The following is a 24,610-nucleotide window of genomic DNA, read 5'->3' as shown; positions in this document are numbered from 1 at the left end:
TGCTGCAAGCGAAGGACAGCGTCTCTGTTCCGGAACATCGTCGCTGGAGCTGTCTAATAAAAGTCATCCAGCGACATCACTTTCTGTCCGAGCGGCGAATTTCCCGGGTACGGGTAGCCCATTTCTCTGCAACAGACAGCAGCCAGTAGCTCCATGTGGTGATAGTAGTTCAGAACTGACCTCAAGCTGGCATCGCCAATCTGAGGCGCCCTTTTAAGCTTGTGCTCTGCATTCAGGAGATATCCGAGCGCGCGCCGTGCAACCTCTTTACGAGCTGCCTCTTCCTGAGCGATCCACTTGATCGCCCCTTTCGAGCCGTAGTTGTTGAAGGCCAATTGAACACGTTGGACGACTTGAGCCATATAAGCGGCGACTTCAGCTTCTTGACCCTTCTCCTGTTCGTTGGAACTAGTACCCAGTTGACGAGGAGTGTCGTCCATCGGAGATACGGTCAGCTTGGGAGCTTCAGGGACATCATCAACATACGGCAAGCGGAGGATCTCGAAACCCGCGCCATCCTTGATGCGTTCCAGCGCGGGGGAATCGCGTTTGTCGAGGAAAACCTTTATCGAATTATCCTTGATGGTCGTAATCCAGCTTTGCTCTAGATCAATTTGAGCGGAACCCAGACTCACTCCGCCCGAAGGTGGCCCATCGACGATGACGGCCAGATCCAATTGGGGCGTGACCATAATCCAACGACGCATCGTTCTCGCTAGAAAGTTTGCATCAGCGCGTCTGAGACTCCGATCTTTGGCACCAAAAACGCTGGATTCGACCCATATGTCACCGTCAGCCAGCACCTCTACATGGCCATGGTCCCCTGCAGGGATCGCGTCAAGAATATTCTTGGCCAACTTGTCGGGTATCTGCCGCGCATGCCGTGACTGGTTGTACTCGTGCCAAGCCCATGCCGTACGCGGATCCTTCAGCAATATCTCGCTCATAGGTGAACCCTAATAACTTAGCTCGGTCAGCTGTGCATTGCTTGGCAAAAATTGCATAGATCTTGAGTGTGCTTGCGTGAATGCTCCGCAATGGAAAATTGGGTTCACATAGAGCAGATGCATAAACATCCGTCAGGTCTTCGTTGGCTCAACCGTGGACGGCAGCCACCTCAACTTGTACCCCGGCGTCCCGGAACTTTTGCACCTGCCCGGGGTCGGCGCCGTCGTCCGTCACCAACGTCCACGGCAGAGCCAATCGCGCCCACGCGTGGAAGGGACGCAGCCCGAGCTTGGACGAATCGGCCAGCACGTAGACTTCCCTGCCGCGGCGGGCCATGAGTTCCTTGAGCCGCGTTTGGGCGTGGTCGGCTTCGCAGATGCCGTCCTCGGCTGTTACGGCGTCGGCGCCTAGGAATACGCGGTCGAAGCTCATCCGCTCCAGCGCTGCCTCGGCCAGCGGCCCCACGAAGCTCTGCGAAACGCTGCGCAGCCGGCCGCCCAGGCAGTCCACCTCGATGCCCTCTGATTCGGCGAGTTCCTGCATGGTGTTGATGCCCGGCGTGGTGACGGACAGCTTCTCAAACCCGCGCAGCTCGTGGGCCAGGGCACCCACAGTGGAACCGGCGTCGAGCAGGATGTTCTCGCCTGGCTGGATCACGGACGCCGCCCAGCGGGCGATTGCGTGTTTCTGCTCGAACGCCTCGCCGGTGCGCTGCCGGAGCGACGCCTCGGGGTGCGCGCCCAGGGCCATGGCCCCGCCGTAGGTGCGGGCCAGCCGGCCCTGCCCGTTCAGCAGCGCCAGGTCGCGGCGGATGGTGGACGCGGTCACCTCGAACCGGGCGGAGAGTTCCTCCACGGAGGCCAGGCCGGTGGTCACGGCAAGGTGGTAGATCTCCTCGCGCCGCGCGTTTGCGCTCAGCATTCCCGGTCTCCTTCCCGTGGCAGTGGTAACCATGCTAGTTCCGGCCCCTGCCCAGTCCCCGCAGCAACGCCTACACGGCGACGGACGGGCGGGTGGCCATCTCCGCCGCCTGGTGCAGCGCCTCCACCATGGACCGGGAATCGGCGATCGCCTTGCCGGCGATGTCGAACGCGGTGCCGTGGTCCACGGACGTGCGGATCACCGGCAGGCCCACCGTGATGTTCACGCCGGCCTCGATGCCCAGCACCTTCACCGGGCCGTGGCCCTGGTCTTGGTACATGGCCACCACCAGGTCGTAATCGCCCCGGCCGGCCAGGAAGAACAGCGTGTCCGCCGGCAGCGGGCCCACCGCGTTGATCCCGGCAGCCTGCGCCGCCTTCACACCCGGCTCGATCTTCTCCGCACATTGCTGACTTTGCTGCTTCGCAGCCATTCGAGGGGAATTGATCGTGCCCATGTGTAGCCCGGTGTCACCTACGGCTGCATCGGATCAGCTGTTTCGGGCCACCGCGCAGTTGCCAGAAAGGGGATTGAGAATTTGCATCCGGCGGCGCAAACTGACGAATAACCGGCCATCGAAGTCGAAATGCAGTCCTGCGGAGGGCGACGAAGTTATCTCCGGCAGGGCATACGCTGACCCATTTCCGGAGGCGCCGCTGTGAGCGGCATATTGATTCGGCAAGGCGACGGAACCTGGCGCGAGGCCGCTTACGCGGGATATGCCTTGGAATCGGATCTGCAGGCGATACTCGCTGAGCATCCGGCCCTGATCCCAGGGGTCGGCGAGGGTGCACGGACTTGCCGTGAATTTCCGTCCGAAGCGGGCCCAGCGGACATTGTTATTGTCGATGCCGCCGGGGACGTGACACTCGTTGAGTGCAAGTTGGCGGCCAACCCGCAGGCCAGACGCGAGATCATCGGGCAAATGTTCGACTACACATCGCGTCTGTGGAAGATGGATGTTGAGGATTTCGCGGCACGCTGGCAGAGCCGCACTCAGGGATCCCTCTTCAGCGAAGACTCCGAGAGCGGGATTCCTCTTCGAGAGGCGCTTGCACGGAATCTCGCAGAGGGACGGTTCAGAATCGTATTGGCCGTGGATGCGATCAACTCGCCGCTGAAGAGAATGGTCGAGTACCTCAACTTCATGTCCGGTCCAAACACTTCGGTTATCGCCGTCGAATACTCACGCCTCACGCAGGGCAGCACCGAAATCCTGGCGCCGCGCGTTTACGGACAAGAACTGGCTGAAGTCCGGGCAGGAGCGAGCAAAACTGCCGGCGGCGACCTAGTGGTGTGGGACGCCGGAACCTTCCGTTCGTGGCTCGAGTCAAATGACAGCGCGAGCATCGAAAATTTTGACCTGTTTCTCAGCGAAGCCTCTCGGGCTGGGCTAGCCTTCATCGGCTCGAGGACTCCCACTCCGGCCGCTCATCTTGAAATCTCTAACCGAAGGGGTCAGCAGCTGGGGAGAGTTTCGCTGTATTTTTACTCAGGCCAACGCACATCCCTGGAGTTTGATTTCACCAGAATCTCCAGGATGTCGCCTGATGAGAAACCGGACATGTCGGTCCTGAGTGAGTTCGTTGATCAGTTAGGACTGACTGCCGGGCTACAGGAAGTGGCGGACTCACTGCGCACGACGCACTTTGCCAGCCGGCGGCCGAACGTACCACTCGCGCGGCTGACGGAGGAGTCCATTCGCCAAGCCTTCGTTGCACTAAGTGTGCTCATGGGTTGATGGCTCTCGCCGGCGTGCGGGCTGATGGCGTACAGGCCGATCTTCGGGTTCGGAATGCCAGCCCCAACCAGCGCCTCGTGCCCGCGGTCGACACCGATGCGGGCCGGGGCGCATCTCCTCACGAGCCCTCGCTCCCCGGTCGAAGCAGTCGCGGCGGTACAAAGTGGCTTCAAGAATGACCCGGCAGACGAGTAGGCAGAGCGCCGATCTAGGGGAGCGGCTGCCGTTCGCCGGCGCTGATGGAAGACGACGGCGGAGCGTAGTCCCGCCGTCGTCGTTCCAGACGTTGCTGCTGTGCCGGCGAGGGAATCCTGGCACGCTTCGCCCGGTTGCACCGGGCGCACGCAGCGACGAAGTTCTGCAGGCTGGTGGAGCCGCCCTTGGACCACGGATAGAAGTGGTCGCCGTGCTCGGCAGGGCGGCCGCAGCGGTGCCCGAATACGTTTTCCATCTCACACTGGCCACCGGCCCGGGCCATCCCCTCGCGGCGCTGCTGGCGGGTGAAGCGGCGTACCGGGTCCCGGCGCTTAACGTCCCGGGCGTTTAGGACGGCACCGACAATGCCGAGCACGACGACGGCCAGAGCGGGAAGCGTGACTGCGGCGACGACGTTGTCCACCATGCCGCGCAGAACCTCAGCGGCCGAGGACGGTGCCGTTCCGGCGACAGATGTCCCTTTCGGCATGAGCGCCGTCATCACGGAGACGGCGAGCCACACCATCACCCCCGAGTAGGCCAGGCGAAGGCCCTGCCGTGTCCAATAGATGCGGCCCAGTTCCTGCATCGATTCCCCCATTTTCAGTTCGCCGGAAGCCCCTGGTCCCGGATGTCCAGGAAATCGTATAGGCCGAGCGGAGGCTGATGTCCTAGGTTTAGCTCAGTTTTTGCCGAGTTTCCCTGCCCAGCTGGTGGCGATCGGCCTCACCAACCACAAGGACACAGCCGTGAAGGTGCCGGTGCACTCGAAGGGCGGAGGCAGCCGCACGTCAGGGGAGTGGCTGCCGTTCGCCGGCACTAACTGAGGACGACGGCGGAACGTCGTCCCGCCGTCGTCGTTCCAAACGGTGCTGCTGGCCCGGCGACGGGATCACCGGGAAAGTCCTAGCCTTCGCGGTCGATCTGCAGGTAACTGAGTCCGCTGAGGTCGAGCCAGAACTGGGTGGGAGTCTCCACCAGCCTCAACAGGACGCCCTCGCAGGAACTGCAGCGCACCACGATGCCCGGGGCGTCAGCGTAGACCTTTGCCTCCGCGAAGGCCCGGACCGCGCCGCAGTGCTTGCACCGTCCGATCGCCGCAACGATATCGAAGCGGAACACTTCCCACAGGGCTCCTGCCGCCGCGTTGCCATCGAGATGGGGTATCGGGTTGTGCTCAACACCGGCGATGTCCCGGTCCTCAGGGCCCGGGTTCTCAGCTCCGGGGGAAGCGTGTTTGCCCGTCACCGGGTTCCTCCCGTTCCGCCGAAGCGTTCGGTCTTGATCGAGGCGGCTGGATAGCCTGCCTGGACCATCCATTCCGCGACCGTTTCGACGAACACAGTCTGGCCACAAATGAACGTGTCGGGTGTAGGTTCGGCCGGCAGGATACTTGCCAGGAGCACCTCCGCCGTGAGCCGTTGGGGAGCGGCCGGCCAGCCCGGTGGCGCTTCACGTGTGTAGACATAGTCGACGGTCAGTTTGGTGGATTCCCGGCCCAAGGTGAGCAGCTCCTCACGGTAGAACCCCGCCTTGGGCGACTTGAGCGAATACAACAGCCGGAACTGGGACGGGTTTTCCGAAGCCTCATGCGCCCGGATCATGGACATCAGCGGCACGATGCCGGATCCGCCGGCGATCAGCTGCACCGGGTTCGTGTCCGTCGGACGCCAGACGAACCAGCGGCCCACAGGGCCGCGGATTTCCAGCTGGTCGCCGATGGAAACGTCCCTGACCAGATAGGGGGAGACTTCACCGTCAGGCAATTCGTCAACAGTGATCTCCAAGAGCTCATCCATGCCGGCCGTCGCCACCGAGTAGGAGCGGACCGCCGAATAACCGTCGTCCGCCGTAAGCCGGATATCGATGTGCTGTCCAGCGAGATTGCCCATCAAACCGTCAACCCGCAAACCTATGGTCCTGGACGTTTCCGATTCGGGCACGCCGCTGACCACTTCGGCGACCCGCCAGAGCCCCGTCATCGGTTCGGCCTCATGAATACCGCTCTTCGCGCCACGGGTCGCCGTGAATGTGGTACCCGTTGGATTCCCAGAAGCCCGGGATATCGGTCGGCGTCAGTTCAAGGCCGCTGACCCACTTTGCACTCTTCCAAAAGTACAAGTGCGGCACGAGCAGCCGGGCGGGTCCGCCGTGGGCGCGTTCCAGCGGCTCGCCGTCGAATTCCCACACCACCCAGGACCGGCCGCCCAAGAGATCCGGCAGCGGAACGTTGGTGGTGTAGCCGCCATAAGAGTGGGCCGTCGCGTACCTGCAGCTCGTTTCGACATCCTCGAACAACGAGTCCAGGGATACTCCCCGCCACGTGGTGCCCAGCTTGGACCAGCTGGTCACGCAATGGATGTCGGTGGGGATGTCAACCTGCGGGAGGTCCATAAACGCCTCCCACGACCAGGCGTGCCGTCGACCGGCTTCAGTAGTAATGAAGAATTCCCAGTCCTCCTGGGGGATGTTTGGTGCAGGTCCGGCGCTCAGGACCGGGAAACTCGCCGTCTCGTACTGGCCTGGAGGTAAGGCTGGATTGCCGGCATGCCGTCTTCCATGAAAACCGGACGAAATGATGCCCATCATGCACCTCCAGTGCGGAGCTTCCGGTCGACAGTGATCGGTTCCCCAACGATAGGGCAAGCGCACCATAGGGTCTAGGGACGGGCCGTTGGTGGAAATGGTTTGGGGCAGGAGTTTCCTCACGAAGCCGGTGCTTACGGCGATAAAATTGCTGTTAGGGGCACGACAGAACCGTTCAAGGAAGAACAAATGAAACCGATCCGTCAGAGCATCGAGGTAGCCCGTCGGCCTGAGGACGTGTTCTCCTACGCCACCGACTTTGCCCGATTCCCCGAATGGCAGGTCGGTGCGGTCACGTCAAGCCCCATCAGTGATTCTCCGGCAGGTGCCGGTGCGCGGGCTGCCGTCACCCGGAGTGTTGGCCCAGGACGCTTCGCCAGGACCGAGGTGATCAGCCGGTACCATCCACCGCGCACTTGGACGGTTGAGGGCGTGGGCGGCCCACTCACAGCTCATGCCCACGGCACAATTGAACCCGTGCGGGACGGCGCCGGGTCGCGGGTCACCATCGATATGGACTTTGAAGGCCACGGCATAGGCAGGTTCCTCATCCCCAGCGTCGCCCGGTTCGCGGCCAGGAGGCAGCTCCCGAGGAATCTTCAGAACCTTAAGCGGCTTCTCGAACAGACCGGATAACGGGCGCATGAGTGCGGCCCTGGCGTTCATGAGCGAATCGGGCGGGACGGCGAGGGGAGTTCGGTGACGACGCCGGCGGCCATCAGGGCGGAGCGGGTAACCAAGGCCTTGGGCGGATTCCCCGTCCTGCAGGACGTGTCCCTGGACGTGGGGCCGTCGGAAATCCACGCCCTGGTCGGGCTGAACGGTGCCGGGAAGACAACGTTGATGCGGATCCTGCTGGGCATGCTCACCCCGGACCGGGGCTCAGCCCAGCTGACGTAGGTCCCTGTCTCCGATGCCGGGACACAGGTATGGTCGCGGGTCGGGCAGATGCTGGAGACCCCTTTCGCTTACCCGGAGCTGACGGCCAGGGAGAACGTCTATTCCTCGGCGCGGCTGCACGGCATGGACCGTGCAGCCGCCGGCTCCGCGGCGGAACGGGCATTGTCTGATCTGGGGCTGGACCAATATGCGTCCCGGCGTGCCGGGACGCTGTCGCTGGGGAACCGGCAGCGTGTAGGCCTGGCCGCCGCCCTGGTCCATGGGCCGGACGTCCTGGTTCTGGACGAGCCCACTAACGCACTGGATCCCCGCGGTGTCATCGTTCTCCGCCGGCTGCTACAGGAGGCATGCCGGGACAGGGGCGCCGCCATCCTGGTCTCCAGTCACCACCTTGATGAAGTGGCACGGATGGCCGACAGGATCAGCGTGCTTCACCAGGGAAGAATCATCGGCACCCTGCAGCCCGGGACCGTCGACCTTGAGCGCCGGTTCTTCGATCTGGTGCTGCAGTCCGACATCCAAGAACAGGAGCAGGCGTGAGCGGTTCCTGGCAGGCCCGGGAATTCGAGGCCCTGAAATTCCGCCGGGCGCCGGTGGTACGGATGGTGTCCATCCTCATCGGCGCCGTGTTGCCTGGGCTCGCAGCCGTCTTCATGGTCGCCGCTACGTCCGACGGGTCCAGCCAGATCGGCCTCAAGGCTGCAGCCATGCTGACCGGCACCGGCTGGGCCGCGTATCTGGCGATGGTGGGCATGCTTCTCTCCGTCGGGGCGCTGTTGGGCATCGGATTTGTGGTCTGTTGGAGTTTCGGACGCGAGTTCACCGAAAGAACCGAAGCCTGCCTGTTTGCCCTGTCGGTCAGCCGGCGGCAGTTTGCCTTCGCGAAGCTTACGGTGATCCTCCTCTGGGCCCTGCTGCTTTGCCTGGTGAGCCTGGCGGTTGCCTTTCTTGCCGGCGCCCTCATCGGTCTGGGCGTGCCCGGTCCGGAGGCTCTGGCCGCCGCGGGCAAGGCCTGGTGCGCCGGCGCCCTGGCCGCCCTGCTGGCTTGTCCCCTCGCCATTGTGGCCAGCGTCGCCCGGGGCTACCTTCCCGCCGTCGGCGCCCTGGTTCTGCTGGTGGTCATCACCCAGATGGTGACGGCGTTCGGAGCCGGAGCCTGGTTTCCGTACGCAGCACCCGGGCTATGGCTGGGCATGGGCGGGGCGGCGGCCGCCGAAACGGTCAGCCCGCTGCAGCTTTTCCTCTGCGTCCCGGTTTCCGCGCTCGGCATTGCCATCACCGTTCAATGGTGGAAGAACATGCAAATCAGCTCCGGCTGATACGCCCGTCCCGACTCGGCGGTGAAGGTGCCGGTGCGCACGTAGGGCGTGGCGGGCGCACGCCCGGCAGCGAAGGAAGGACGACGGCGGGGCACCCGTGCCGTCGTCGTGCCGCCTACCCTGCCTGCTGGGCACTGCCCGGGCAGCCGGAAACATAGCAAGGGATTTTTCCCCCTATCTGGCCGGACCTCGTCTGCGGAAGATTACCCCCATGAAAAAACTCGTGCTCGCCAGTCTCGCCGCACTTCAAATCAGGTAGTACCGGTCCAAAAGACAGGTACGGGCCAACGGTGACCATTGTTTTGCCTGGTTTATAGACTCCGCTCACGCCGTATTTTCGGCCAGCCTTCAGAGGGCTGGCGTCCGAAGTCCGCACGCTCCACAACAGAATTCGCTCTTCAAGCAGGGGGAAACGTGATGCAGCTACTCAATACAGGCCGGCGATACCAACTTCGCAGCCGGCGTGTGCCCATCATCGGTACCATTCTGGCGGCCTTCATGCTGGCGGGCAGTCTCCCCGCAACGGCTGCGGCCACGGTTACCCGAACGATTCCGGTTGGTTCAAGCCCCAGGGAGGTGGCCTTCGCCCCGGACGGGTCGAAAGCCTACGTCACGAATTTGGAGTCCGGCACGGTGTCCGTCATCGATGTCGCCTCGGGCACGGTGACGTCCACTATCCCGGTCGGCGTATCTCCACTCGATGTGGCTGTAGCCCCGGACGGGTCGGTTGCCTATGTCACCAGTGGCGATTCCGACAAGGTCTCCGTTATCGATGTCGGCTCGGGCACGGTCACTACCACGATCGCCATCGGCGCCGCTCCGATCGCCGTTGCGTTCGCCCCGGACGGGTTGACAGCCTACGTCACCAGCGGCGACGGCCGTTCCGGCACGGTGTCGGTCATTGATGTGGCCTCGGGCGCGGTGACCTCCTCGATCCCGGTGGGACCGCTTCCGAACGCCGTCGCGTTCGCCCCGGACGGGTCGACGGCCTACGTCACCAATGGGCAGGATTCCGACATGGTGTCGGCCATCGATGTCGCCTCGGGGACCTGGACCTCCACGATCCCGGTCGGGTCGTCTCCGACCGATGTTGCGTTCACCCCGGACGGATCAGTAGCCTACACCGCCAACAACGAGGGCGACTCTATGTCGGTCATTGATGTGGCCTCGCGTACGGTGACCTCCACCATCCCGGTCGGGCATGCCCCTGACAGTGTTGCCATCGCCCGGGACGGTTTGACAGCCTACGTCACGAACTCCGGTGCCGACACGGTGTCGGTCATCGATGTGGCGTCGAACATGGTGACCTCCACCATCCCGGTTGGGACGCATCCGCTGGGTGTTGCAGTCGCCCCGGACGGCTCCGCTGTCTACGTGGTTAACACCTCTTCCAACACGGTTTCGGTCATCACCGTGGACGCAGCACCGCTGGCGTTCACAGCGGCCACACCGCCCACCAAGGCGAACACGCGGGCAGCCTATAACTACACATTCGCCGCCACAGGTGGCCCGGCCCCGACCTTCCATGTTTCCTCCGGTGCACCGCCTGCGGGCCTCAGCCTGGACGGCGCCACGGGAGTCCTGTCCGGCACCCCCACCAAGGCCGGCAAGTTCACCTTCAAGGTGACCGCCACCAACGGGGTTAGCCCCGACGCAGTCACCCACCTCATCACGATCACCGTGACCAAGGCGAAGGTCCGCTGAGCGTGATCGTCCCCGATATATCCCAGAACGCGGTGGCAGTGGCGGATCACTACGACGAGCTCGATCCCATCTACCGGTGGGTGTGGGGCGATCACGTCCATCACGGGCTGTGGGCGACGGGCCGCGAGACACCCGGGGAGGCCGTCGAGGCGCTGGTGGACACGGTCGGGGACAGGCTGGAGCTGCTGCCCGGCCAGGCGTGCATCGACATTGGCTGCGGCTACGGCTCCACCGCAAGACGGCTCGCCGTGACCCGCGCGGTCCGCGTCACCGGCTTCACGCTTTCCGCCGAGCAAGCCCGCTACGCCGCCGCGCATCCTGTGCCGAGCGTGGACATCCAAGTCCGCGACTGGCTCGACAACGGGCTGGCAGATGCATCAGCCGATGCCGCCTGGTCGATTGAGTCCAGTGAGCACATGGTGGATAAGCCCAGGTTCTTCGCCGAGGCGCACCGCGTGCTGTCGCCCGGCGGCCGCTTCGTCATCTGCGCGTGGCTCGCCGAGACCGATGCCAACGGCTGGAAGGTCCGCCACCTGCTCGAGCCGATCTGCCGCGAAGGGCGCCTGCCCTCGCTGGGCACCCGTGAGGATTACGAGGCGATGGCTACGGCCGCCGGCTTTACGGTCACCGGCTACGAGGATGTGAGCCGCCGCGTCGCCCGCACCTGGCCAATCTGCGCTCGCCGACTCGTGAAGGCCTTGTTCGTCGATCGCGAGACCCGCCGCGTCGCCTTTGGGGCGCGCAATCGAAACTCCTTTCTGAGCATCCCCCGGATGATCCTGGCGTACCGCATCGGTGCGATGCGCTACGGGATCTTCACGCTGTCGAAGGCGGGGGAGGACGGGCGGTAACCCGAACCCGGCGAATCTATCTCAGGGCAGCGGCTGCCGTTCGCCCACGCTGAAGGAGGACGACGGCGGCAGGTACTCCCGCCGTCGTCGTTCCATCCGCTGCTCCGTGTGCAATGACGCCCCAACCCGCCAGCAGCCGGTCTTTTTAAACTCTGCCCCCACGGGTGCGCGGCCGGGCTCAGAACCCTTCGTCCCAGCACTATTCAGTATTGCTATCTACCGGTACTCGTGCTTACTATGTACCGGTAGTCAGTAACACCGAATAGCTGGAGAGTATCGCCATGGGTAAGCAAATGACAGAGATGCTCAAGGGCACGCTCGAGGGCGTTGTTCTTGCCATCCTGGCCGTGCAGCCGGCGTACGGCTATGAGATTACGGCCCGGCTGCGCGACCAGGGCTTCTCCGACATCGTGGAGGGAACGGTATACGCCCTGCTGGTCAGGATCGAACAGCGCGGCCTGGTCGACGTCGAGAAGGTCCCGTCGGAGAAGGGTCCGCCGCGGAAGGTGTATTCGCTGAATGCACTGGGCCGTGAGTACCTCGAAGAGTTCTGGAGGACGTGGAGTTTCCTTGCGGAACGGATCGAACAGCTTCACCACAACACAGAAACCCCGCAGGAAGAAGGAGCCTGACCATGGCTGCAAAATGGATCGAATCACTCACCGGCTCGCTTGAGCAGAAGAAGCAGTACAAGGAGGACAAGGCCCGCATCGAGGCCCTCCCCGAACCGTACGCAACGGCCGCAATGGCAATGCACCGGTACGTCATGTACTACGGCGGCGTCACTGACGGCGGCACGCTGACCACGATGTTCGGCGACCTCGCCGACCTATGGGAGCGCGCGGCCATCGATGGGACGCCGGTGCGGGCGATCGCCGGCGAGGATCCGGTGGAGTTCGCGGAGACTTTCGCGCAGGCGTACTCCGGCAAGCAGTGGATCGACAAGGAGCGCGAGCGTCTGCGCCAGGCCTTCGAAGCAGCCGCCGGTGACAGCGGGAAAGGGAGCTGACCCATGGCCCCCGTCCAGGCCCTCGAGCCCGCAATCCGGGTGCAGGGCATCGAGAAATCGTTCAAGGACGTCCAGGTCCTCAAAGGGGTCGATCTCGAGGCCGCCGCGGGAAGTATCTTCGCGCTGCTTGGCTCAAATGGCGCAGGCAAGACCACCCTGGTGAGGATCCTTTCAACACTGCTGAAACCCGATGCCGGCGCCGCAGCGGTGCATGGTTACGACGTCACCGCCAACCCCAGTGAAGTGCGTGAATCGATCAGCCTCACCGGCCAGTTCGCAGCCGTCGATGAAGTGCTCACCGGCCGGGAGAACCTGGTGCTGATCGCGAAACTCCGCCACCTGAAAGACCCGGCTGCGATCGCCGAGGGCCTGCTCGCCCGCTTCTCGCTCACCGAGGCAGGGGACCGCAGGGCTTCAACGTACTCGGGCGGCATGCGCCGCAGGCTGGACATCGCCATGAGCCTGATCGGCAACCCTCCGGTCATCTTCCTGGATGAACCAACCACCGGGCTGGACCCGCAGGCTCGCATCGAGGTATGGCAGACCGTCAAACAACTTGCCAACAGCGGAACGACGGTCCTGCTGACCACGCAGTACCTCGACGAGGCGGAGCAGCTCGCCGACCGGATCGCGATCCTCCACCAGGGCACGATCATCCAGAACGGCACCCTCGCCGAACTCAAGCAACTCCTCCCGCCGGCCAAGGTCGAGTACATCGAGAAACAACCCTCCCTTGAGGACGTGTTCCTGGCCCTTGTGGGAAAGGAATCCCGATGACCACCCATGCACTCGGCGACACCGGCGTACTGACTGTCCGCTCGCTTCGCCACATCCTCCGCAGCCCCGACACGATCATCACCACTGCGGTCACCCCGATCGCACTGATGATGCTGTTCGTATACGTGCTCGGCGGCGCAATCAACACCGGATCCGGCGAGTCCTACGTCAACTACATGCTCCCCGGAATCCTGCTCATCACGATCGCGTCCGGCATCGCCTACACCGCGTACAGGTTGTTCCTGGACCTGCAGGGCGGCATCCTGGAGCGCTTCCAGTCCATGCCGATCGCGAGGTCCAGCGTGCTCTGGGCGCATGTGCTCACCAGCCTGGCTGCGAACGTCGTCTCGGTGGTGGTGGTCATCGGCGTCGCGCTGATCATGGGGTTCCGTACCGGAGCGTCAGTGGCAGCGTGGCTCGGGGTTGCGGGCCTCCTGATCCTGTTCACTCTCGCGCTGACCTGGATCGCCGTGATCGCCGGGCTCTCCGCCAAGACCGTGGACGGGGCCAGCGCGTTCAGCTACCCGCTCATCTTCCTGCCCTTCATCAGCTCGGCCTTCGTCCCCACCGACTCGATGCCCGGCCCGGTCGCCTGGTTCGCCCGGAACCAGCCCGTCACCTCCATCGTGAATACCATCCGTGCCCTGTTCACGCAGCAACCGGTCGGCGGCGACATCTGGACGGCCCTGGCCTGGCTCCTTGGCATCCTCGTCCTCGGGTACGCCTTCGCCATTGCCATCTACCGCCGCAAAATTAGCTGACGTTGGTGGGACTTAGGGGTGGACGGGCGTGGCCGCCTCGTTTCCCAGCACCGTTGTCCACGGGCTGGCAGTCCACGACGTCACTACGCCATTGATGACGTAGGGGTCTGCGGCGGCAAAAGTCTTTGCGGCCTCAAGCGGGTTCTCGCCGGTGAAGATCAGCAACCCTTTGAATGGACCTTCCCCGACTGCCCCGCCCAGGAGGAGTTCGCCGCGTTCGACTGCCTCCCACCCCGCCCGGAGATGGTCTGCGCGGTATTGTTCGCGGGACTCGAGGTAGTTGTCGGCGTAGGTGTATTCGAGCACGGCGTGCATGAGTGTCTCCACTTCGTTCAGGGTTTCAACCGTTGTAGCAGCAGCGTACCCACCGGGACTCAGCCGGAAACCGCAGCCACCTCCACCTGAACCCCCGCGTCCCGGAACTTCTGCACCTGGGCGGGGTCGGCGCCGTCGTCCGTCACCAACGTCCAGGGGAGTGCCAACCGCGCCCAGGCGTGGAAAGGTCGCAGGCCCAGCTTGGACGAGTCCGCCAGGACATAGACTTCCCGGCCCCGTCGGGCCATAAGTTCTTTGAGGCGGGTTTGGGCGTGGTCGGCTTCGCAGATGCCTGTTGTTCCATCAATGCGAACCGGCATTGAGCCACGGACGTGGGGTCAAGCCTGGTCGTTTGTGAAAATGTCAGAGCTAGGAGTTAGAAATTGCTCATGATCCGACTTGCTCTAGAAAGCAGCGCCGATGGCCAGCTGCCCCCGTTAGTCCCGGCAATTTTCTCGGCTGTGGTCTTGATCATTGGCGGCGTCGGCTGTCGAAGAGGCCTCTTAACGGCGCGCAAGAGCACCCTGAATTGGAGGGAGAGGGGAAAGGGAGTTGTACAGTTTCTTGCTAGCGCAGCATTTTTCATCCTGTTCCTTACTCCCTATGCTTGGTGGTGGCTTCTTCCGCCGAGCTCGGGAGTAGGAAACGTCTTGGTGTTTGTGGCGATGGGGATGGTAGTCGCATCCCTTGTAGGTGAGGGAGTTGGGAAAATTCTCCTGACTCCTTACAGCCGGGCCTTCCAGGGTCTTCCCTCAAATCCACCATTCTGGCCGCGTTCTCAGCGCAGTGGACGCGTTCGCGGTCGATGCTTCAGTCCTTCGGAACGTGGCTCATGCCTGATGGATTCAAGGATGTAAGGCCCTCCAAATTACTCAAACTTCCTTTGAGTAGCGGATCCAAAACGCTTGGAGCTGTTTACTTCATAGGGCCGCTCTTGGCCATAGTCATGCTTGTTACGCAGGTAGGGACAGGACAAAGTGTCGGCAATCAGGTGTTACGAACCTGGTCAGTGTTTTGGGTACTGATGTTCGCTGTCTCTCTGACACCTTGTACAACGTTGGCCTGGTTTGCTCTGAAATACCTTGCTGCGACTGAGGCAATCAAATGCAGCATTAAACTAAGTTCAACCCTGACGATTATGGCGAATTGGGTTTCCGTTGGAGGCGTCTTAGGTCTACTCACGGGTGCGCTTTCATTTCTCCCGCTGCGATTCGTAGCGAACGGCGGGACTGCGAATCAAGAACCAATTCCGCTTTCCCTGCTGGCCGATCTTTCTCTGGGTGGTGCTGTGGCAGGATTCGTGGCTGCCCACTTTGCGGTCCTCTTTGCCAGTACCGCCCAGATGCGGAACCGTCTTGTCGCCGTTATACTTCCTATCCTGACAATGTCAGTGCTGGCCTGCCTCTGCTCTTTTGCAGGAATTAATCCAGCCGCTAACTCGGACTACTCCCTGAATCTATTGCGCGAATCCACAACGTTACCGAGCGATGCTTCGGAACTAGAAGATCTCGGAACCATTGACTGGAAGGTCCTGTTAGTACTGGGCGCGGAAAGCATGAAAGGTGCCTTTCCAGGACCAGGAGCTTTTCCGCTGATCGTAACCTTGATCGCGGTTGCCGCGGGGATTGTCACGCTCATCTTTAAATTCCGCTCGTCGCTCGCGTTGGAATGGAAAGCTGAAAAACGGACACAATTACCGGGGCGGGTTGAGGCAACCTCAGTCACGACCGGGACGGGCCCAACTGGGAATTGAAAGGCTCAACCACCGCTTACGGCAGCCACCTCCACCTGAACCCCCGCGTCCCGGAACTTCTGCACCTGGGCGGGGTCGGCGCCGTCGTCCGTCACCAATGTCCAGGGCAAAGCCAACCGGGCCCACGCGTGGAACGGCCGCAGACCGAGCTTGGAGGAGTCGGCCAAGACGTAGACTTCCCGGCCGCGGCGGGCCATGAGCTCTTTGAGGCGGGTCTGGGCATGATCGGCCTCGCAGATGCCGTCCTCGGCGGTGACGGCGTCGGCGCCCAGGAACACGCGGTCGAAGCGCATCCGCTCCAGCGCCGCCTCGGCCAGCGGCCCCACAAAGCTCTGCGAGAGGCTGCGCAGCCGGCCGCCCAGGCAGTCCACCTCGATGCCCTCCGACTCGGCGAGTTCCTGCATGGTGTTGATGCCCGGGGTGGTCACGGACAGCTTCTCGAACCCGCGCAGTTCGTGGGCCAGGGCACCCACGGTGGAGCCGGCGTCGAGCAGGATGTTCTCCCCGGGCCGGATCACGGCTGCCGCCCAGCGGGCGATCGCATGCTTCTGCTCGAACGCCTCACCCGTGCGCTGCCGCAGCGATGCCTCCGGGTGCGCGCCCAGCGCCATCGCGCCGCCGTAGGTGCGGGCCAGCCGGCCCTGCCCGTTCAGCAAAGCCAGATCGCGGCGGATGGTGGAGGCGGTCACCTCGAACCGGGCGGAGAGTTCCTCCACGGAGGCCAGGCCGGTGGTCACGGCAAGGTGGTAGATCTCCTCGCGCCGCGCGTTTGCGCTCAGCATTCCCGGTCTCCTTCCCGTGGGCATGGCGGTGGCAGTGGTACCCATGCTAGTTCCGGCCCCCGCCAAGTCCCGCAGCCGGGACGCAGCACAACGGCCGGTCAGCAATCCTACGCTGACCGGCCGTTTCTTCCGTGCGGCTAGGCAGTCTCTTCGCGCGCCGGCGCCAGGTCCACGGCCTGTCGCAGTGCCTCCAGCAGCGACTCGTGGTCCGCGATGTTCTTCCCGGCGATGTCGAACGCGGTGCCGTGGTCCACGGACGTGCGCACCACGGGCAGGCCCACGGTGATGTTCACGCCGTTTTCCAAGCCCAGGACCTTCACCGGGCCGTGGCCCTGGTCGTGATACTGGGCCACCACCAAGTCGAAGTCCCCGCGGCCGGCCAGGAAGAACAGGGTGTCCGCCGGGAGCGGGCCGAAGGCATTGATGCCGTCCGCCTGGGCCTTCTCGATGCCCGGCTGGATCTTCTCCGCCTCCTCGCCGTAGCCAAACAGGCCGTTTTCACCCGCGTGCGGGTTGATGGCGCACACCGCGATCCGCGGGTTCTCGATGCCGGAGGCGCGCAGCAGTTCGTAGCCGCGCTTGATGGTCCGGTACACCAGGTCGCCGTTGATCTTGGCGATCGCGTCGATCAGGCCGATGTGGGTGGTGACGTGAATGACGCGCATCTTGGGCGCGGTCAGCATCATGGACACTTCCTCGGTGCCGGTCAGCTCGGCCAGGAGCTCCGTGTGGCCGGGGAACTTGTGGCCGGCCGCGTGCAGCGCCGCCTTGTTCAGCGGCCCGGTGCAGATGGCGTCCACCTGCTTGTCCATGGCCAGCTGGACTGCCTTCTCGATGAACAGGTAGGAGCCGTGTCCGGCCGCGGCAGAGAGCTCGCCCCACGCCAGGTCCGCCGGGATGCAGTCGATGTCCAGCACGTCGATGGTGCCTTCCTCGAACAAAGCCTCAGAAGGTTCCGACACCTTCCGCAGCGTCAGCGCGCTGGCGACGACGTCCGCGGCAAGCTGCAGCCGGCGGAGGTCGCCGATGACCAGCATCCGCGCCTTCGACCGGAGCTCCGCGTCAGCAAGGGCCTTGACGATGATTTCCGGGCCAATGCCGGCCGCATCGCCCATGGTGATGGCAACAATCGGGCGTCCCATTATTTGGTACTCATTTCAGTCGTGGTTCCAGTAAGAAATCGTGTGGTCCGGGCCAGCGTGCCGGCGTCCCCGAATGCGCCGGCCTTGGTGACCAGCAGGGGGAGTGGCTCCGGCAGCAGGCTCATGACGACGCCGGGTTCAATCTCCCCGAGGACAGTGAAGCTGCCGGCGCCGAGGGCTTTCAGGACCGCGGTTGCCGTCTCGCCACCGGTGAGGACCAGGGCGTCGCAGTGCCCGATGCCTGCGGCAGTGGCGCGGGCCAAAGCCTCTGCCACCACAAGCGCCTGCGACTTGTCCACGGCACCCATGGGGTCCGGCGTCAGCACCACATCCGTCCGCGCCATCGCCTGGGCAACCAGGTCCGGAACGGCGGTGCCGTCCAGCGTGGCGTGGTCCAGGGTGATGTGCTCGGCGCCGTCCGCGACGAGCGCATCAGTCTGCTGCCGTGCGAGGCCGGAGTAGCTGCCGATCACGGTCAGGGTCCGGCTGACGCGCCGTACCTGCGCATTCCGCGCAACTTTTTCATTTTCTCGTGCAGCGATGTGCCCTGCCAGGCCGCCGGAACCGACCAGGAGCGCCGGAAAGTCCAGCAGGTCCGCGGCGGCAGCGACGGCCTCGAGGTCGGCGTCGGAAACGGCGTCCAGTACGACGGCGTCAATCCCGCGGTCCTGCACGTCCCGCAGGTGCATGGCCAGTTCCTCCGGCGTGCGTCCGCTGGCTCCCGCTACTTCGGCGGTGAGGCCGCCGGCGGCAAGTGCCGCCGCGACGCCGCCGTCGTAATTTCCTGCCGTGTGGGGGACACCGTTGACGTGGACGATGCCGCCCTGGGTGGTCCGTCCCGTGCCCGGAAAGGCCGGAGCCACTATCGCCAGGCCCTTGCCGCGGCCCTGCGTCAGTCGCGCCAGTGTTGCCGCGACTTCCACGCCTACATTGCCTCGCAGCAGCGAATCAATCTTCTTGAAGACCCGCCGATGTTCACGCAGGGCGCGGTCTGCCGCCGTCGTAACGGCTTTGGCTGCGTCCGCCGGCGCCAGGTAGCGGCTCTCGGTATTGATCGAAAGGATCTGGGCGTCGGGCCACGTGCTGTCGACGTCGAGGATGACGGAACTGCTGTGGGTGGGCCCGTAGGCTGCGGCCGCATCGGCCGCTCCCGTCAGGTCGTCGGCGATGATTGCCCAGCGCATGGTTGCGGTGGTGTTCATGCTGCTCGGGACACCTCAGGAGTTTGCACGGTCTGCTTGGCTTTCAGGCGCTTAGCGTACCAAGCGACCATGAGGGGGCAGCCGATGGCGGTGACCACCACGGAGGCGGCAACCAAAACGGTGGCCGGTCCGGCTGCGGGAGCGTAAGCGGGGTTGGCTGCGGCCACCAGCATGGGGACGGTGGCTGCGTTGCCGGCGGTGGTGGCTGCCGCCAGGCCGGCAATGCCCGAGCCGCCGGTCAGCTTGTCCGCGAAGAAGAGCACGGCGCCGCCGGCGATCAGCACGAACAGTCCGAGGGCCACTCCAAGCAGGCCTGCGTTGACTACCTGTCCCAGGTTCAGGCCGAAGCCAAGCGCGAGGGCGAAGAACGGGATCAGGACGGGGGCCGCGGAGGACAGGAACTTGCGCATGGCCGGATCCAGGGCACCCAGGATGGCGCCGAGGAGCAGGGGGATGATGGCGCCCACCAGGGCCTGCCACGGGAAGGCGGACAAACCGGCGACGCCGAGGGTCACCATGGTCAGGAAGGGGCCGGATTCCAGGGTCATGACGGAGTAGGCCGCGACGTCCTTGGGCTTGCCGTACTGGCCCATGAGGGCCATGTACATGCCGCCGTTGGTGTCATTCAGCGCCGCGAGGATAGCCAGGACGGAAAGTCCCGAGAGGATTCCGCCGTCGATGGGAAGTTCGCCCATGAACCTGCCGGCGATGACGCCGATGATGATGGCGAACAGGACCTTGCTGCCGAAGAGGACGCCGCCCTTTTTCAGGATGTAGGGCGTGGCCTTGATATCGATGCTCGCGCCCATGCAGACGTAGAACACCGCGAGGATTGTGGTGCCGCCGGTGAAGAGCGCGCCGGTAAAGGAGCCGAAGAATTTGGCCGAATCCGGTGCGAAGGTGCCGAGGATGGCGCCGATGAGCAGGGGGATCAGCATCATGCCGCCGGGGACTTTTTCCATGGTGGCCTTGATGGGGACAGACATGTTGCAACCTCATTGTTGTTGGGGGAGAGGGGCCGAGCGCGCGGCTCGAAGCATGATGTAGATCATATCTGGGAGTGCGCGTTTAGCGCAACTGAAATTGCGCGAACTGCGCATATCGTGGCTGGCGCCCTTGCAAAGAACCGCTGACATAGGAAGGCGTGACATCTAACGTTGATTGCATGAGCTTTGACCGACTCGCACGGCTTCGAATCGCTATGCGTGAGCGTGGCCTCCGGCAGATTCAGATGTGGGTGCCGGACACCCGTACTGAGGAGTTCAAGCGTGAAGCGCGGCGGCAGGCACTGGCTGTTGCTGCCGCCGACCAGGCAGGGGACGATCAGGACTTCGTCGAACAGATTTCAGAAGACTGTCCGGAGTGAACCGCGGCGAGTTGTGGACGGTCTCCGGCGGAACTTATGGCCAGAAACCGCGCCCCGCGCTCATCATCCAGGATGATCTTTTCGCGGACTCGGAGTCTGTCACCCTCCTACCCCTGACGTCGCAACTCGCAGATGCTCCATTGCTGAGGCTGACCGTTGAACCCGGCCAGCTGAACGGCCTGGACCGCCCAAGCCAAATAATGATCGACAAGCTCACCACCGTTCGTCGACTTAACGTTGGACAGAGAATTGGCCGCGTTGATTCAGAAACGATGGTGGCCGTTGAGCAGTCGCTCGCCGTCTTTCTAGGACTTGCTCGCTGACTGCCAATGCGGTGCGCGCCGCGGCATCGTTTTGCAGCCGCGCGTCTGGATCCGCTTTAAGATGTGCTGCCCGGAGTGAGAGCTCTCGGCATGCTGGCATTTCAGGTACCTCAGGAGGGCCCGGCGCCGCCCGCAACGGGGTTGGGAGGTGGGGGTGTCGGCCCCCTAAGCCCCCCCTCCTGCAGGATTCACAGCGTCCCGCCCTTGACAGCCGGTCCGGCCCGTTAGGAGGATCAAGGTGCCGGCGTGCGTGACTGTTCCACGCACGCCGACCTGCGGTTCTGCTGCTGAAAGGGGAAATGGGATGCGGTCAGCACTCCCTGGTGAAAAACCCTTCCGGCGCGTGGCCGCAGTTTCCGCCGCACTGCTGGTGCTCCTTGCCACGGGCTGCACGCCAAAGCCGCCGGAGCCGCCTCCCGCTCCCGATGTCCATATCGCCGCGGTGGGCGACATGAACCCGGCCGACAACGCAGACCCCGAAACCCCGTCCGGCAGGAACGCCACGTTGATCGCCAAACTCGTGGAGAAAAACGAGATTGACGCCTTCCTGGGGCTGGGTGACTTCCAGTACGAGACCGGCTACTGCGACAACTACGTGAACACGTGGGCGAAGTTGTGGGGCGGCACCATGCCCAAGCTGTACTGGGTGTCCGCCCCCAACCACGACTGGGAGCCTGGACGCAACGAAGACCTGGCGAAGTTCATGAACGGCCAGTGCAAGGGCTCCACGGAGAAAGCTGCGATCAACCAGGAGCGCGGGTTCATCCCGAATGGGGAACCGTACTCCAAGGACTTCGGAAACTGGCACTTCGCGTTCCTGTCCTCTGCGCTGTGGCGGTACGACGAAAAAGAGGCCTCGGATGCCACCAAGTGGCTGGACAAGGATCTCGCCGCTGCCCAAAAGGCGGGCAAGCACCTGGCGGTGGTCTATCACGAGCCGTACTTCACCTCCGATACGGAGGAGCATGGGCGGGCTGATTACCAGAAGCCGTGGATCGACGTGATGTGGAAGTACCGGGTCCGGCTGACCCTGTCCGGGTCGCAGCACAACTACGAACGGTCCTGCCCCGTGAACAACGCGGACAAATGCGTCGATGACGGGATGACGGCGTTCCAGGTTTCCACCGGAGGCATCGATACGCGCCCCTTCACCAGCAAGCCGCGGTATATCGCCAAGAGGTTCAGCGACACCCGCGGGTTCCTCCGGCTGACGCTGCACGGCGACGGGTCCTTCGACTGGAACTTCGTTCCCACCACGGGGTCCAGCACGGACACGGGCAAGCGCTCCGCGAAATAGGCCAGGCCCATCCCTGCTGCAGCAATGACAAGGACTACGGCGGACACGGCTTGGGAGTATCACCGCTGGATTAGCGGTCCGCTAGTTCGTCCGGACGAAAGCGGCAATCCAGGTGGCGGCGAGCCAGTCCGAGAACCTCTCGTCGCTCCAGCCGCGTTGCCCCACGAGCTGGGCCCACAGGCTGCCGTCCATGGTCGCGTACACCACGTCCCTGCATTCCTCTTCGCTGACGCCGAGCTGTCCGGTCGCGGCCGCGGCGTGGGCGTAGCGGGTGGCCACGTCCAGCCGCCGGTCAGTCCACTCGGCCAGCATGGCGGCGGCGTCGGGCTCGCTCGCAGCGGCTCCGGCAAGGGCGTCGAGGAGCGGGAAGATCCGGCGGTTGCTCGCCGTCACGAAAACAGCGTGCCTGCGGATCCTGCTCGGCAGGTCCGGCTCGGCCAGGATTGACTGCATTTCCGCGCGGTCATACAGGGTTACGTCTGTTTCGTCCCCGCGGAAATCGACGTACCAAACGTGCCTCAGCAGCAATGCCTTGGTACCGAACGCGGCGTAGACGGTCTCGACAGAGACGCCCGCGCGCTCGGCCACCTGCTTGATGGTGGTCTGGCCGTACCCCTGGGCAATGAAGAGTTGGTTCGCCGCCGCGATGATGCTCCGCCGTGTTTCTGCAGCCTGCTCCTGGCGGCGACGGGAATCATACTGCCTCTTGATCTTCCGTTCCATTGGATGCATTATAGCTGTATTCAAAACAGCTTGACTGTAATGGAGTTGGTCATGTCAACCGAAACGGATGCATTCCTGGCCGAAATGATTCCCACGCAGCGAGCGGCGGACGCTGCTATCCACGAGGGCGACGCCGCTCCGCGCCTCGCCCTGTGGTCGCGGAACGAACCTGTAACGCTCTTCGGCGCGCAGCTCAGCGGATCCGGCTGGGACGAGCTCGAGCCGGTGTTCCACAACGTGGCCTCCTGGTTCACCCATGCCGACTCCTTCGACCTTGAAATCATCGCTGCCGGAGCAAGCGGCGACCTCGCCTACACAGTTGGCTACGAGCACACCTCCACAACCGTGGAGGGGACACCACGGCAGTACACCTTGCGGGTGACCCACATTTACCGCCGCGAAGACGGCGAATGGCGGATTGTGCACCGGCATGCGGACTTCCCGCCGGGCGGGCCCACTGTCCCTCTGCCTGGTGCCGCAACTGACGCGTGAGTCTGTGCGGAGCACAGTCCGGGGATGGGGCAAGATTCGAGAACTTCGCTCAACTCTTAGAGCTCCAGCCGGAACACCCACAACAGCACATCCTCGCCCGGCACGTACCAGTCCCGCTCCGGCGCGCGGCGGAACCCCAGCGACCGGTACAGCGCGTGCGCCCGCTCCATGAACGTGGCGCTGGTGATGCTGATCGCACCGATGCCGGGCAGCAGCCGGGCGTGCTCCACAATGGCGCGCACCACGGACCGGCCCACGCCGGCGCCCTGGTGCCGCGGATCCACCGCCAGCATCCTGAACTCCAGCTCCCCGTTCCGCGCGATCTCGCTGTACGGCTGGCCGGCGAACGTCAGCGTCACCGCCGCCACCACTTTCCCGGCGGCCTCAGCCACCCACACCTCCGCCTGGGCGGCGCGGTGTTCCACGTCCTCCAGCACACTCAAATAGGGATGGTCGGCGGCGAAGTGCCCGGCGCGCAGGTACGCGTCCCGGGTGATGCGCCGGACCGCGGGAAAGTCCGACGGCGCCGCGCGCCGCAGTGCCACGCTCACCTGGCGTCCAGGGCCGGGGCGGTCCACTCCACGTAGTGGCCCAGTTGTGCCAATTCGGGCTGGGATGAAGGGTCACCGACGGCGGCGGCACCCACGGCGTTGGCAACAGCAAGCGCCCACGCGGAATCCATCCCCGTCCGCAGGGCCAGGACCAGGGCGGCGCAGAACGCGTCGCCCGCGCCGATGGTGTTCACCACGCTGACGGCGGGCGCGGGTGCCTCGGCCACCTTCCGGCCACGCTCGAAGATGGCGGAGCCCTCGCCGCCGTAGGTCACCGCCACCAGCTTGGCGGATGCCAGGGCAGGGATCAGGGCGTACTCGCTCTCGTTGACGATCACCAGGTCGCAGTGCGCCAGCAGTTCGTCCGGCAGGTCCATGGCCGGCGCGGCGTTCAGCACAAAGAAGCCCTGCGCTTTCCGCGCGGCCTCCAGCACCACCGGCAGGCCAACCTCCAGCTGGCACAGCACCGTCTCGTCCGGGCCGAACTCCACTCCCTCCAGTGAGAGGTGGGAGTTGGCGCCCGGGCACACCACAATCTGGTTCTCGCCCCCGGCATCCACCACGATCAGCGCCGTCCCGGTGGCCTCCGGCAGCACCGCCACGTCAGCGGTATCCACACCGGCCGAAGCCAGGGCGTCCAGCATTCCCTGGCCGTGCGCGTCGTCGCCCACCGCTCCGATCATGCGGACCCGGCCGCCCAGGCGGGCGGCAGCCGCCGCCTGGTTGGCACCCTTTCCGCCCGGCTGCCGGGACAGCAGGGCGCCACCAATGGTTTCGCCGGCCGTGGGAAGCCGCTCGGCCGTTGCGATCAGGTCCAGGTTGATGCTGCCGACCACGGTGACGGCAGGAAGTCGATTGCTCATGGGAAGACTCTCTGAAGGGGGAGGGCCGGAAGCGGCCGGATTGGAAAATAGTGTAGCTCATGGTTGTACTTGTGGGTCATACATGGTTG

The 24,610-nt window shown here is 64.2% G+C and carries 31 protein-coding genes and 1 pseudogene; 16 read left to right on the top strand and 16 right to left on the bottom strand.

Features of this window, described 5'->3' with window-relative positions:
- Positions 1 to 53: 53 nt before the first annotated feature.
- From QFZ60_RS15295 to QFZ60_RS15285, 3 genes are all read right to left on the bottom strand, one after another.
- Entirely contained in the window at positions 54 to 947 is an 894-nt protein-coding gene (locus QFZ60_RS15295; protein WP_307091516.1) for a hypothetical protein, read from the bottom strand.
- A 148-nt stretch (positions 948 to 1,095) separates the two neighbouring features.
- Positions 1,096 to 1,869 (bottom strand): DeoR/GlpR family DNA-binding transcription regulator, encoded by a 774-nt coding sequence (locus tag QFZ60_RS15290; protein WP_307091515.1) that lies wholly within the window; start codon positions 1,867 to 1,869, stop codon positions 1,096 to 1,098.
- Positions 1,870 to 1,939: 70 nt separating this feature from the next.
- Positions 1,940 to 2,302, bottom strand: coding sequence for a 4-hydroxythreonine-4-phosphate dehydrogenase PdxA (locus QFZ60_RS15285; protein WP_307091513.1), 363 nt, complete (start codon positions 2,300 to 2,302; stop codon positions 1,940 to 1,942).
- Positions 2,303 to 2,527: 225 nt separating this feature from the next.
- Here QFZ60_RS15285 and QFZ60_RS15280 point away from each other — a divergent pair, with 225 nt between their 5' ends.
- The gene (locus QFZ60_RS15280) at positions 2,528 to 3,610 is read left to right on the top strand and encodes a hypothetical protein (RefSeq protein ID WP_307091512.1); all 1,083 of its coding nucleotides are present in this window, start codon (positions 2,528 to 2,530) and stop codon (positions 3,608 to 3,610) included.
- 208 nt (positions 3,611 to 3,818) lie between these two features.
- On the opposite strand, the gene QFZ60_RS15275 is transcribed toward QFZ60_RS15280, so the two are convergent.
- The gene (locus tag QFZ60_RS15275) at positions 3,819 to 4,394 is read right to left on the bottom strand and encodes an HNH endonuclease (protein ID WP_307091510.1); all 576 of its coding nucleotides are present in this window, start codon (positions 4,392 to 4,394) and stop codon (positions 3,819 to 3,821) included.
- 100 nt (positions 4,395 to 4,494) lie between these two features.
- Here QFZ60_RS15275 and QFZ60_RS15270 point away from each other — a divergent pair, with 100 nt between their 5' ends.
- A complete protein-coding gene (locus tag QFZ60_RS15270; protein WP_307091508.1) occupies positions 4,495 to 4,632 on the top strand; it encodes a hypothetical protein in 138 nt (45 codons plus the stop codon).
- Positions 4,633 to 4,711: 79 nt separating this feature from the next.
- Here QFZ60_RS15270 and QFZ60_RS15265 read toward each other — a convergent pair whose 3' ends face one another.
- From QFZ60_RS15265 to QFZ60_RS15255, 3 genes are read right to left on the bottom strand one after another with little or no spacing between them, the layout of a single operon-like run.
- Positions 4,712 to 5,053: a DUF6510 family protein gene (locus QFZ60_RS15265; protein WP_307091506.1), complete on the bottom strand. Its 342-nt coding sequence runs from the start codon at positions 5,051 to 5,053 to the stop codon at positions 4,712 to 4,714.
- Positions 5,050 to 5,787: an FAD-binding oxidoreductase gene (locus tag QFZ60_RS15260; RefSeq protein WP_307091505.1), complete on the bottom strand. Its 738-nt coding sequence runs from the start codon at positions 5,785 to 5,787 to the stop codon at positions 5,050 to 5,052. Before QFZ60_RS15260 ends, QFZ60_RS15265 begins: the two co-directional genes overlap by 4 nt.
- 10 nt (positions 5,788 to 5,797) lie before the next feature.
- Positions 5,798 to 6,391, bottom strand: coding sequence for a molybdopterin-dependent oxidoreductase (locus tag QFZ60_RS15255; RefSeq protein WP_307093337.1), 594 nt, complete (start codon positions 6,389 to 6,391; stop codon positions 5,798 to 5,800).
- A 189-nt stretch (positions 6,392 to 6,580) separates the two neighbouring features.
- On the opposite strand from QFZ60_RS15255, the gene QFZ60_RS15250 reads away from it, so the two are divergent.
- From QFZ60_RS15250 to QFZ60_RS15210, 9 genes and pseudogenes are all read left to right on the top strand, one after another.
- On the top strand, positions 6,581 to 7,027 hold the full coding sequence (locus QFZ60_RS15250) for an SRPBCC family protein (RefSeq protein ID WP_307091504.1): 447 nt from the start codon (positions 6,581 to 6,583) through the stop codon (positions 7,025 to 7,027).
- Positions 7,028 to 7,090: 63 nt separating this feature from the next.
- A pseudogene (locus tag QFZ60_RS15245) lies at positions 7,091 to 7,831 on the top strand (ABC transporter ATP-binding protein).
- Entirely contained in the window at positions 7,828 to 8,610 is a 783-nt protein-coding gene (locus QFZ60_RS15240) for an ABC transporter permease (RefSeq protein WP_307091502.1), read from the top strand. Before QFZ60_RS15245 ends, QFZ60_RS15240 begins: the two are co-directional and overlap by 4 nt.
- Positions 8,611 to 9,075: 465 nt before the next feature.
- Positions 9,076 to 10,314, top strand: a complete 1,239-nt coding sequence (locus QFZ60_RS15235) for a beta-propeller fold lactonase family protein (RefSeq protein WP_307091500.1) — start codon at positions 9,076 to 9,078, stop codon at positions 10,312 to 10,314.
- A 2-nt stretch (positions 10,315 to 10,316) separates the two neighbouring features.
- Positions 10,317 to 11,165, top strand: a complete 849-nt coding sequence (locus tag QFZ60_RS15230; RefSeq protein WP_307091497.1) for a class I SAM-dependent methyltransferase — start codon at positions 10,317 to 10,319, stop codon at positions 11,163 to 11,165.
- Between the two features lie 281 nt (positions 11,166 to 11,446).
- A complete protein-coding gene (locus tag QFZ60_RS15225) occupies positions 11,447 to 11,797 on the top strand; it encodes a PadR family transcriptional regulator (protein WP_307091495.1) in 351 nt (116 codons plus the stop codon).
- A gap of 2 nt (positions 11,798 to 11,799) precedes the next feature.
- Entirely contained in the window at positions 11,800 to 12,174 is a 375-nt protein-coding gene (locus QFZ60_RS15220; protein ID WP_307091492.1) for a DUF1048 domain-containing protein, read from the top strand.
- A gap of 3 nt (positions 12,175 to 12,177) precedes the next feature.
- Positions 12,178 to 12,951: an ABC transporter ATP-binding protein gene (locus QFZ60_RS15215; RefSeq protein ID WP_307091490.1), complete on the top strand. Its 774-nt coding sequence runs from the start codon at positions 12,178 to 12,180 to the stop codon at positions 12,949 to 12,951.
- Positions 12,948 to 13,712, top strand: coding sequence for an ABC transporter permease (locus QFZ60_RS15210; RefSeq protein WP_307091488.1), 765 nt, complete (start codon positions 12,948 to 12,950; stop codon positions 13,710 to 13,712). The genes QFZ60_RS15215 and QFZ60_RS15210 overlap by 4 nt, the downstream gene beginning before the upstream one ends.
- A 12-nt stretch (positions 13,713 to 13,724) precedes the next feature.
- Here QFZ60_RS15210 and QFZ60_RS15205 read toward each other — a convergent pair whose 3' ends face one another.
- Together QFZ60_RS15205 and QFZ60_RS15200 are read right to left on the bottom strand one after the other, a co-directional pair.
- Positions 13,725 to 14,027, bottom strand: a complete 303-nt coding sequence (locus QFZ60_RS15205; protein ID WP_307093335.1) for a YciI-like protein — start codon at positions 14,025 to 14,027, stop codon at positions 13,725 to 13,727.
- 59 nt (positions 14,028 to 14,086) lie between these two features.
- The gene (locus tag QFZ60_RS15200) at positions 14,087 to 14,347 is read right to left on the bottom strand and encodes a hypothetical protein (RefSeq protein WP_307091486.1); all 261 of its coding nucleotides are present in this window, start codon (positions 14,345 to 14,347) and stop codon (positions 14,087 to 14,089) included.
- A 512-nt stretch (positions 14,348 to 14,859) separates the two neighbouring features.
- Here QFZ60_RS15200 and QFZ60_RS15195 point away from each other — a divergent pair.
- Positions 14,860 to 15,780, top strand: coding sequence for a hypothetical protein (locus QFZ60_RS15195; protein WP_307091485.1), 921 nt, complete (start codon positions 14,860 to 14,862; stop codon positions 15,778 to 15,780).
- Between the two features lie 5 nt (positions 15,781 to 15,785).
- Here QFZ60_RS15195 and QFZ60_RS15190 read toward each other — a convergent pair whose 3' ends face one another.
- The 4 genes from QFZ60_RS15190 to QFZ60_RS15175 form a co-directional block, all read right to left on the bottom strand.
- Complete coding sequence (locus QFZ60_RS15190) at positions 15,786 to 16,562, bottom strand: DeoR/GlpR family DNA-binding transcription regulator (protein WP_307091483.1); 777 nt, start codon at positions 16,560 to 16,562, stop codon at positions 15,786 to 15,788.
- Between the two features lie 137 nt (positions 16,563 to 16,699).
- Entirely contained in the window at positions 16,700 to 17,704 is a 1,005-nt protein-coding gene (gene pdxA, locus QFZ60_RS15185; protein WP_307091481.1) for a 4-hydroxythreonine-4-phosphate dehydrogenase PdxA, read from the bottom strand.
- The gene (locus tag QFZ60_RS15180; protein ID WP_307091479.1) at positions 17,704 to 18,906 is read right to left on the bottom strand and encodes a four-carbon acid sugar kinase family protein; all 1,203 of its coding nucleotides are present in this window, start codon (positions 18,904 to 18,906) and stop codon (positions 17,704 to 17,706) included. The genes pdxA and QFZ60_RS15180 overlap by 1 nt, the downstream gene beginning before the upstream one ends.
- On the bottom strand, positions 18,903 to 19,892 hold the full coding sequence (locus tag QFZ60_RS15175) for a 2-keto-3-deoxygluconate permease (RefSeq protein WP_307091477.1): 990 nt from the start codon (positions 19,890 to 19,892) through the stop codon (positions 18,903 to 18,905). Before QFZ60_RS15175 ends, QFZ60_RS15180 begins: the two co-directional genes overlap by 4 nt.
- A 179-nt stretch (positions 19,893 to 20,071) precedes the next feature.
- On the opposite strand from QFZ60_RS15175, the gene QFZ60_RS15170 reads away from it, so the two are divergent.
- The 3 genes from QFZ60_RS15170 (at position 20,072) to QFZ60_RS15160 (ending at position 21,892) form a co-directional block, all read left to right on the top strand.
- Complete coding sequence (locus QFZ60_RS15170) at positions 20,072 to 20,272, top strand: antitoxin MazE-like protein (RefSeq protein WP_307091476.1); 201 nt, start codon at positions 20,072 to 20,074, stop codon at positions 20,270 to 20,272.
- Complete coding sequence (locus tag QFZ60_RS15165; RefSeq protein ID WP_307091475.1) at positions 20,269 to 20,595, top strand: type II toxin-antitoxin system PemK/MazF family toxin; 327 nt, start codon at positions 20,269 to 20,271, stop codon at positions 20,593 to 20,595. The genes QFZ60_RS15170 and QFZ60_RS15165 overlap by 4 nt, the downstream gene beginning before the upstream one ends.
- Positions 20,596 to 20,938: 343 nt before the next feature.
- Positions 20,939 to 21,892 carry a hypothetical protein gene (locus tag QFZ60_RS15160; RefSeq protein ID WP_307091474.1) on the top strand — a complete coding sequence of 318 codons (954 nt, stop codon included), beginning with the start codon at positions 20,939 to 20,941 and terminating at the stop codon, positions 21,890 to 21,892.
- Positions 21,893 to 21,973: 81 nt separating this feature from the next.
- Here QFZ60_RS15160 and QFZ60_RS15155 read toward each other — a convergent pair whose 3' ends face one another.
- Positions 21,974 to 22,615: a helix-turn-helix domain-containing protein gene (locus QFZ60_RS15155; protein WP_307091473.1), complete on the bottom strand. Its 642-nt coding sequence runs from the start codon at positions 22,613 to 22,615 to the stop codon at positions 21,974 to 21,976.
- A gap of 51 nt (positions 22,616 to 22,666) precedes the next feature.
- On the opposite strand from QFZ60_RS15155, the gene QFZ60_RS15150 reads away from it, so the two are divergent.
- Positions 22,667 to 23,107, top strand: a complete 441-nt coding sequence (locus tag QFZ60_RS15150; RefSeq protein WP_307091472.1) for a nuclear transport factor 2 family protein — start codon at positions 22,667 to 22,669, stop codon at positions 23,105 to 23,107.
- A gap of 56 nt (positions 23,108 to 23,163) precedes the next feature.
- Here QFZ60_RS15150 and QFZ60_RS15145 read toward each other — a convergent pair whose 3' ends face one another.
- Complete coding sequence (locus QFZ60_RS15145; protein ID WP_307091471.1) at positions 23,164 to 23,658, bottom strand: GNAT family N-acetyltransferase; 495 nt, start codon at positions 23,656 to 23,658, stop codon at positions 23,164 to 23,166.
- The gene (locus tag QFZ60_RS15140) at positions 23,655 to 24,521 is read right to left on the bottom strand and encodes a ribokinase (protein ID WP_307091469.1); all 867 of its coding nucleotides are present in this window, start codon (positions 24,519 to 24,521) and stop codon (positions 23,655 to 23,657) included. Before QFZ60_RS15140 ends, QFZ60_RS15145 begins: the two co-directional genes overlap by 4 nt.
- Positions 24,522 to 24,610 lie beyond the last annotated feature (89 nt).

Source organism: Arthrobacter sp. B2I5, from assembly GCF_030816735.1.
In the GTDB taxonomy this organism is placed as follows: domain Bacteria; phylum Actinomycetota; class Actinomycetes; order Actinomycetales; family Micrococcaceae; genus Arthrobacter.
This window is presented reverse-complemented; position numbering and strand designations above follow the sequence as displayed.

Excerpts from the sequence above, each read along its gene's own strand:
- QFZ60_RS15295 (WP_307091516.1), bottom strand. The coding sequence starts at position 947 with ATGAGCGAGATATTGCTGAAGGATCCGCGTACGGCATGGGCTTGGCAC.
- QFZ60_RS15290 (WP_307091515.1), bottom strand. The coding sequence starts at position 1,869 with ATGCTGAGCGCAAACGCGCGGCGCGAGGAGATCTACCACCTTGCCGTG.
- QFZ60_RS15285 (WP_307091513.1), bottom strand. The coding sequence starts at position 2,302 with ATGGCTGCGAAGCAGCAAAGTCAGCAATGTGCGGAGAAGATCGAGCCG.
- QFZ60_RS15275 (WP_307091510.1), bottom strand. The coding sequence starts at position 4,394 with ATGCAGGAACTGGGCCGCATCTATTGGACACGGCAGGGCCTTCGCCTG.
- QFZ60_RS15260 (WP_307091505.1), bottom strand. The coding sequence starts at position 5,787 with ATGACGGGGCTCTGGCGGGTCGCCGAAGTGGTCAGCGGCGTGCCCGAA.
- QFZ60_RS15255 (WP_307093337.1), bottom strand. The coding sequence starts at position 6,391 with ATGGGCATCATTTCGTCCGGTTTTCATGGAAGACGGCATGCCGGCAAT.
- QFZ60_RS15250 (WP_307091504.1), top strand. The coding sequence starts at position 6,581 with ATGAAACCGATCCGTCAGAGCATCGAGGTAGCCCGTCGGCCTGAGGAC.
- QFZ60_RS15225 (WP_307091495.1), top strand. The coding sequence starts at position 11,447 with ATGGGTAAGCAAATGACAGAGATGCTCAAGGGCACGCTCGAGGGCGTT.
- QFZ60_RS15220 (WP_307091492.1), top strand. The coding sequence starts at position 11,800 with ATGGCTGCAAAATGGATCGAATCACTCACCGGCTCGCTTGAGCAGAAG.
- QFZ60_RS15215 (WP_307091490.1), top strand. The coding sequence starts at position 12,178 with ATGGCCCCCGTCCAGGCCCTCGAGCCCGCAATCCGGGTGCAGGGCATC.
- QFZ60_RS15210 (WP_307091488.1), top strand. The coding sequence starts at position 12,948 with ATGACCACCCATGCACTCGGCGACACCGGCGTACTGACTGTCCGCTCG.
- QFZ60_RS15205 (WP_307093335.1), bottom strand. The coding sequence starts at position 14,027 with ATGCACGCCGTGCTCGAATACACCTACGCCGACAACTACCTCGAGTCC.
- QFZ60_RS15200 (WP_307091486.1), bottom strand. The coding sequence starts at position 14,347 with ATGCCGGTTCGCATTGATGGAACAACAGGCATCTGCGAAGCCGACCAC.
- QFZ60_RS15195 (WP_307091485.1), top strand. The coding sequence starts at position 14,860 with ATGCCTGATGGATTCAAGGATGTAAGGCCCTCCAAATTACTCAAACTT.
- QFZ60_RS15190 (WP_307091483.1), bottom strand. The coding sequence starts at position 16,562 with ATGCTGAGCGCAAACGCGCGGCGCGAGGAGATCTACCACCTTGCCGTG.
- pdxA (WP_307091481.1), bottom strand. The coding sequence starts at position 17,704 with ATGGGACGCCCGATTGTTGCCATCACCATGGGCGATGCGGCCGGCATT.
- QFZ60_RS15180 (WP_307091479.1), bottom strand. The coding sequence starts at position 18,906 with ATGAACACCACCGCAACCATGCGCTGGGCAATCATCGCCGACGACCTG.
- QFZ60_RS15175 (WP_307091477.1), bottom strand. The coding sequence starts at position 19,892 with ATGTCTGTCCCCATCAAGGCCACCATGGAAAAAGTCCCCGGCGGCATG.
- QFZ60_RS15170 (WP_307091476.1), top strand. The coding sequence starts at position 20,072 with ATGAGCTTTGACCGACTCGCACGGCTTCGAATCGCTATGCGTGAGCGT.
- QFZ60_RS15155 (WP_307091473.1), bottom strand. The coding sequence starts at position 22,615 with ATGGAACGGAAGATCAAGAGGCAGTATGATTCCCGTCGCCGCCAGGAG.
- QFZ60_RS15150 (WP_307091472.1), top strand. The coding sequence starts at position 22,667 with ATGTCAACCGAAACGGATGCATTCCTGGCCGAAATGATTCCCACGCAG.
- QFZ60_RS15140 (WP_307091469.1), bottom strand. The coding sequence starts at position 24,521 with ATGAGCAATCGACTTCCTGCCGTCACCGTGGTCGGCAGCATCAACCTG.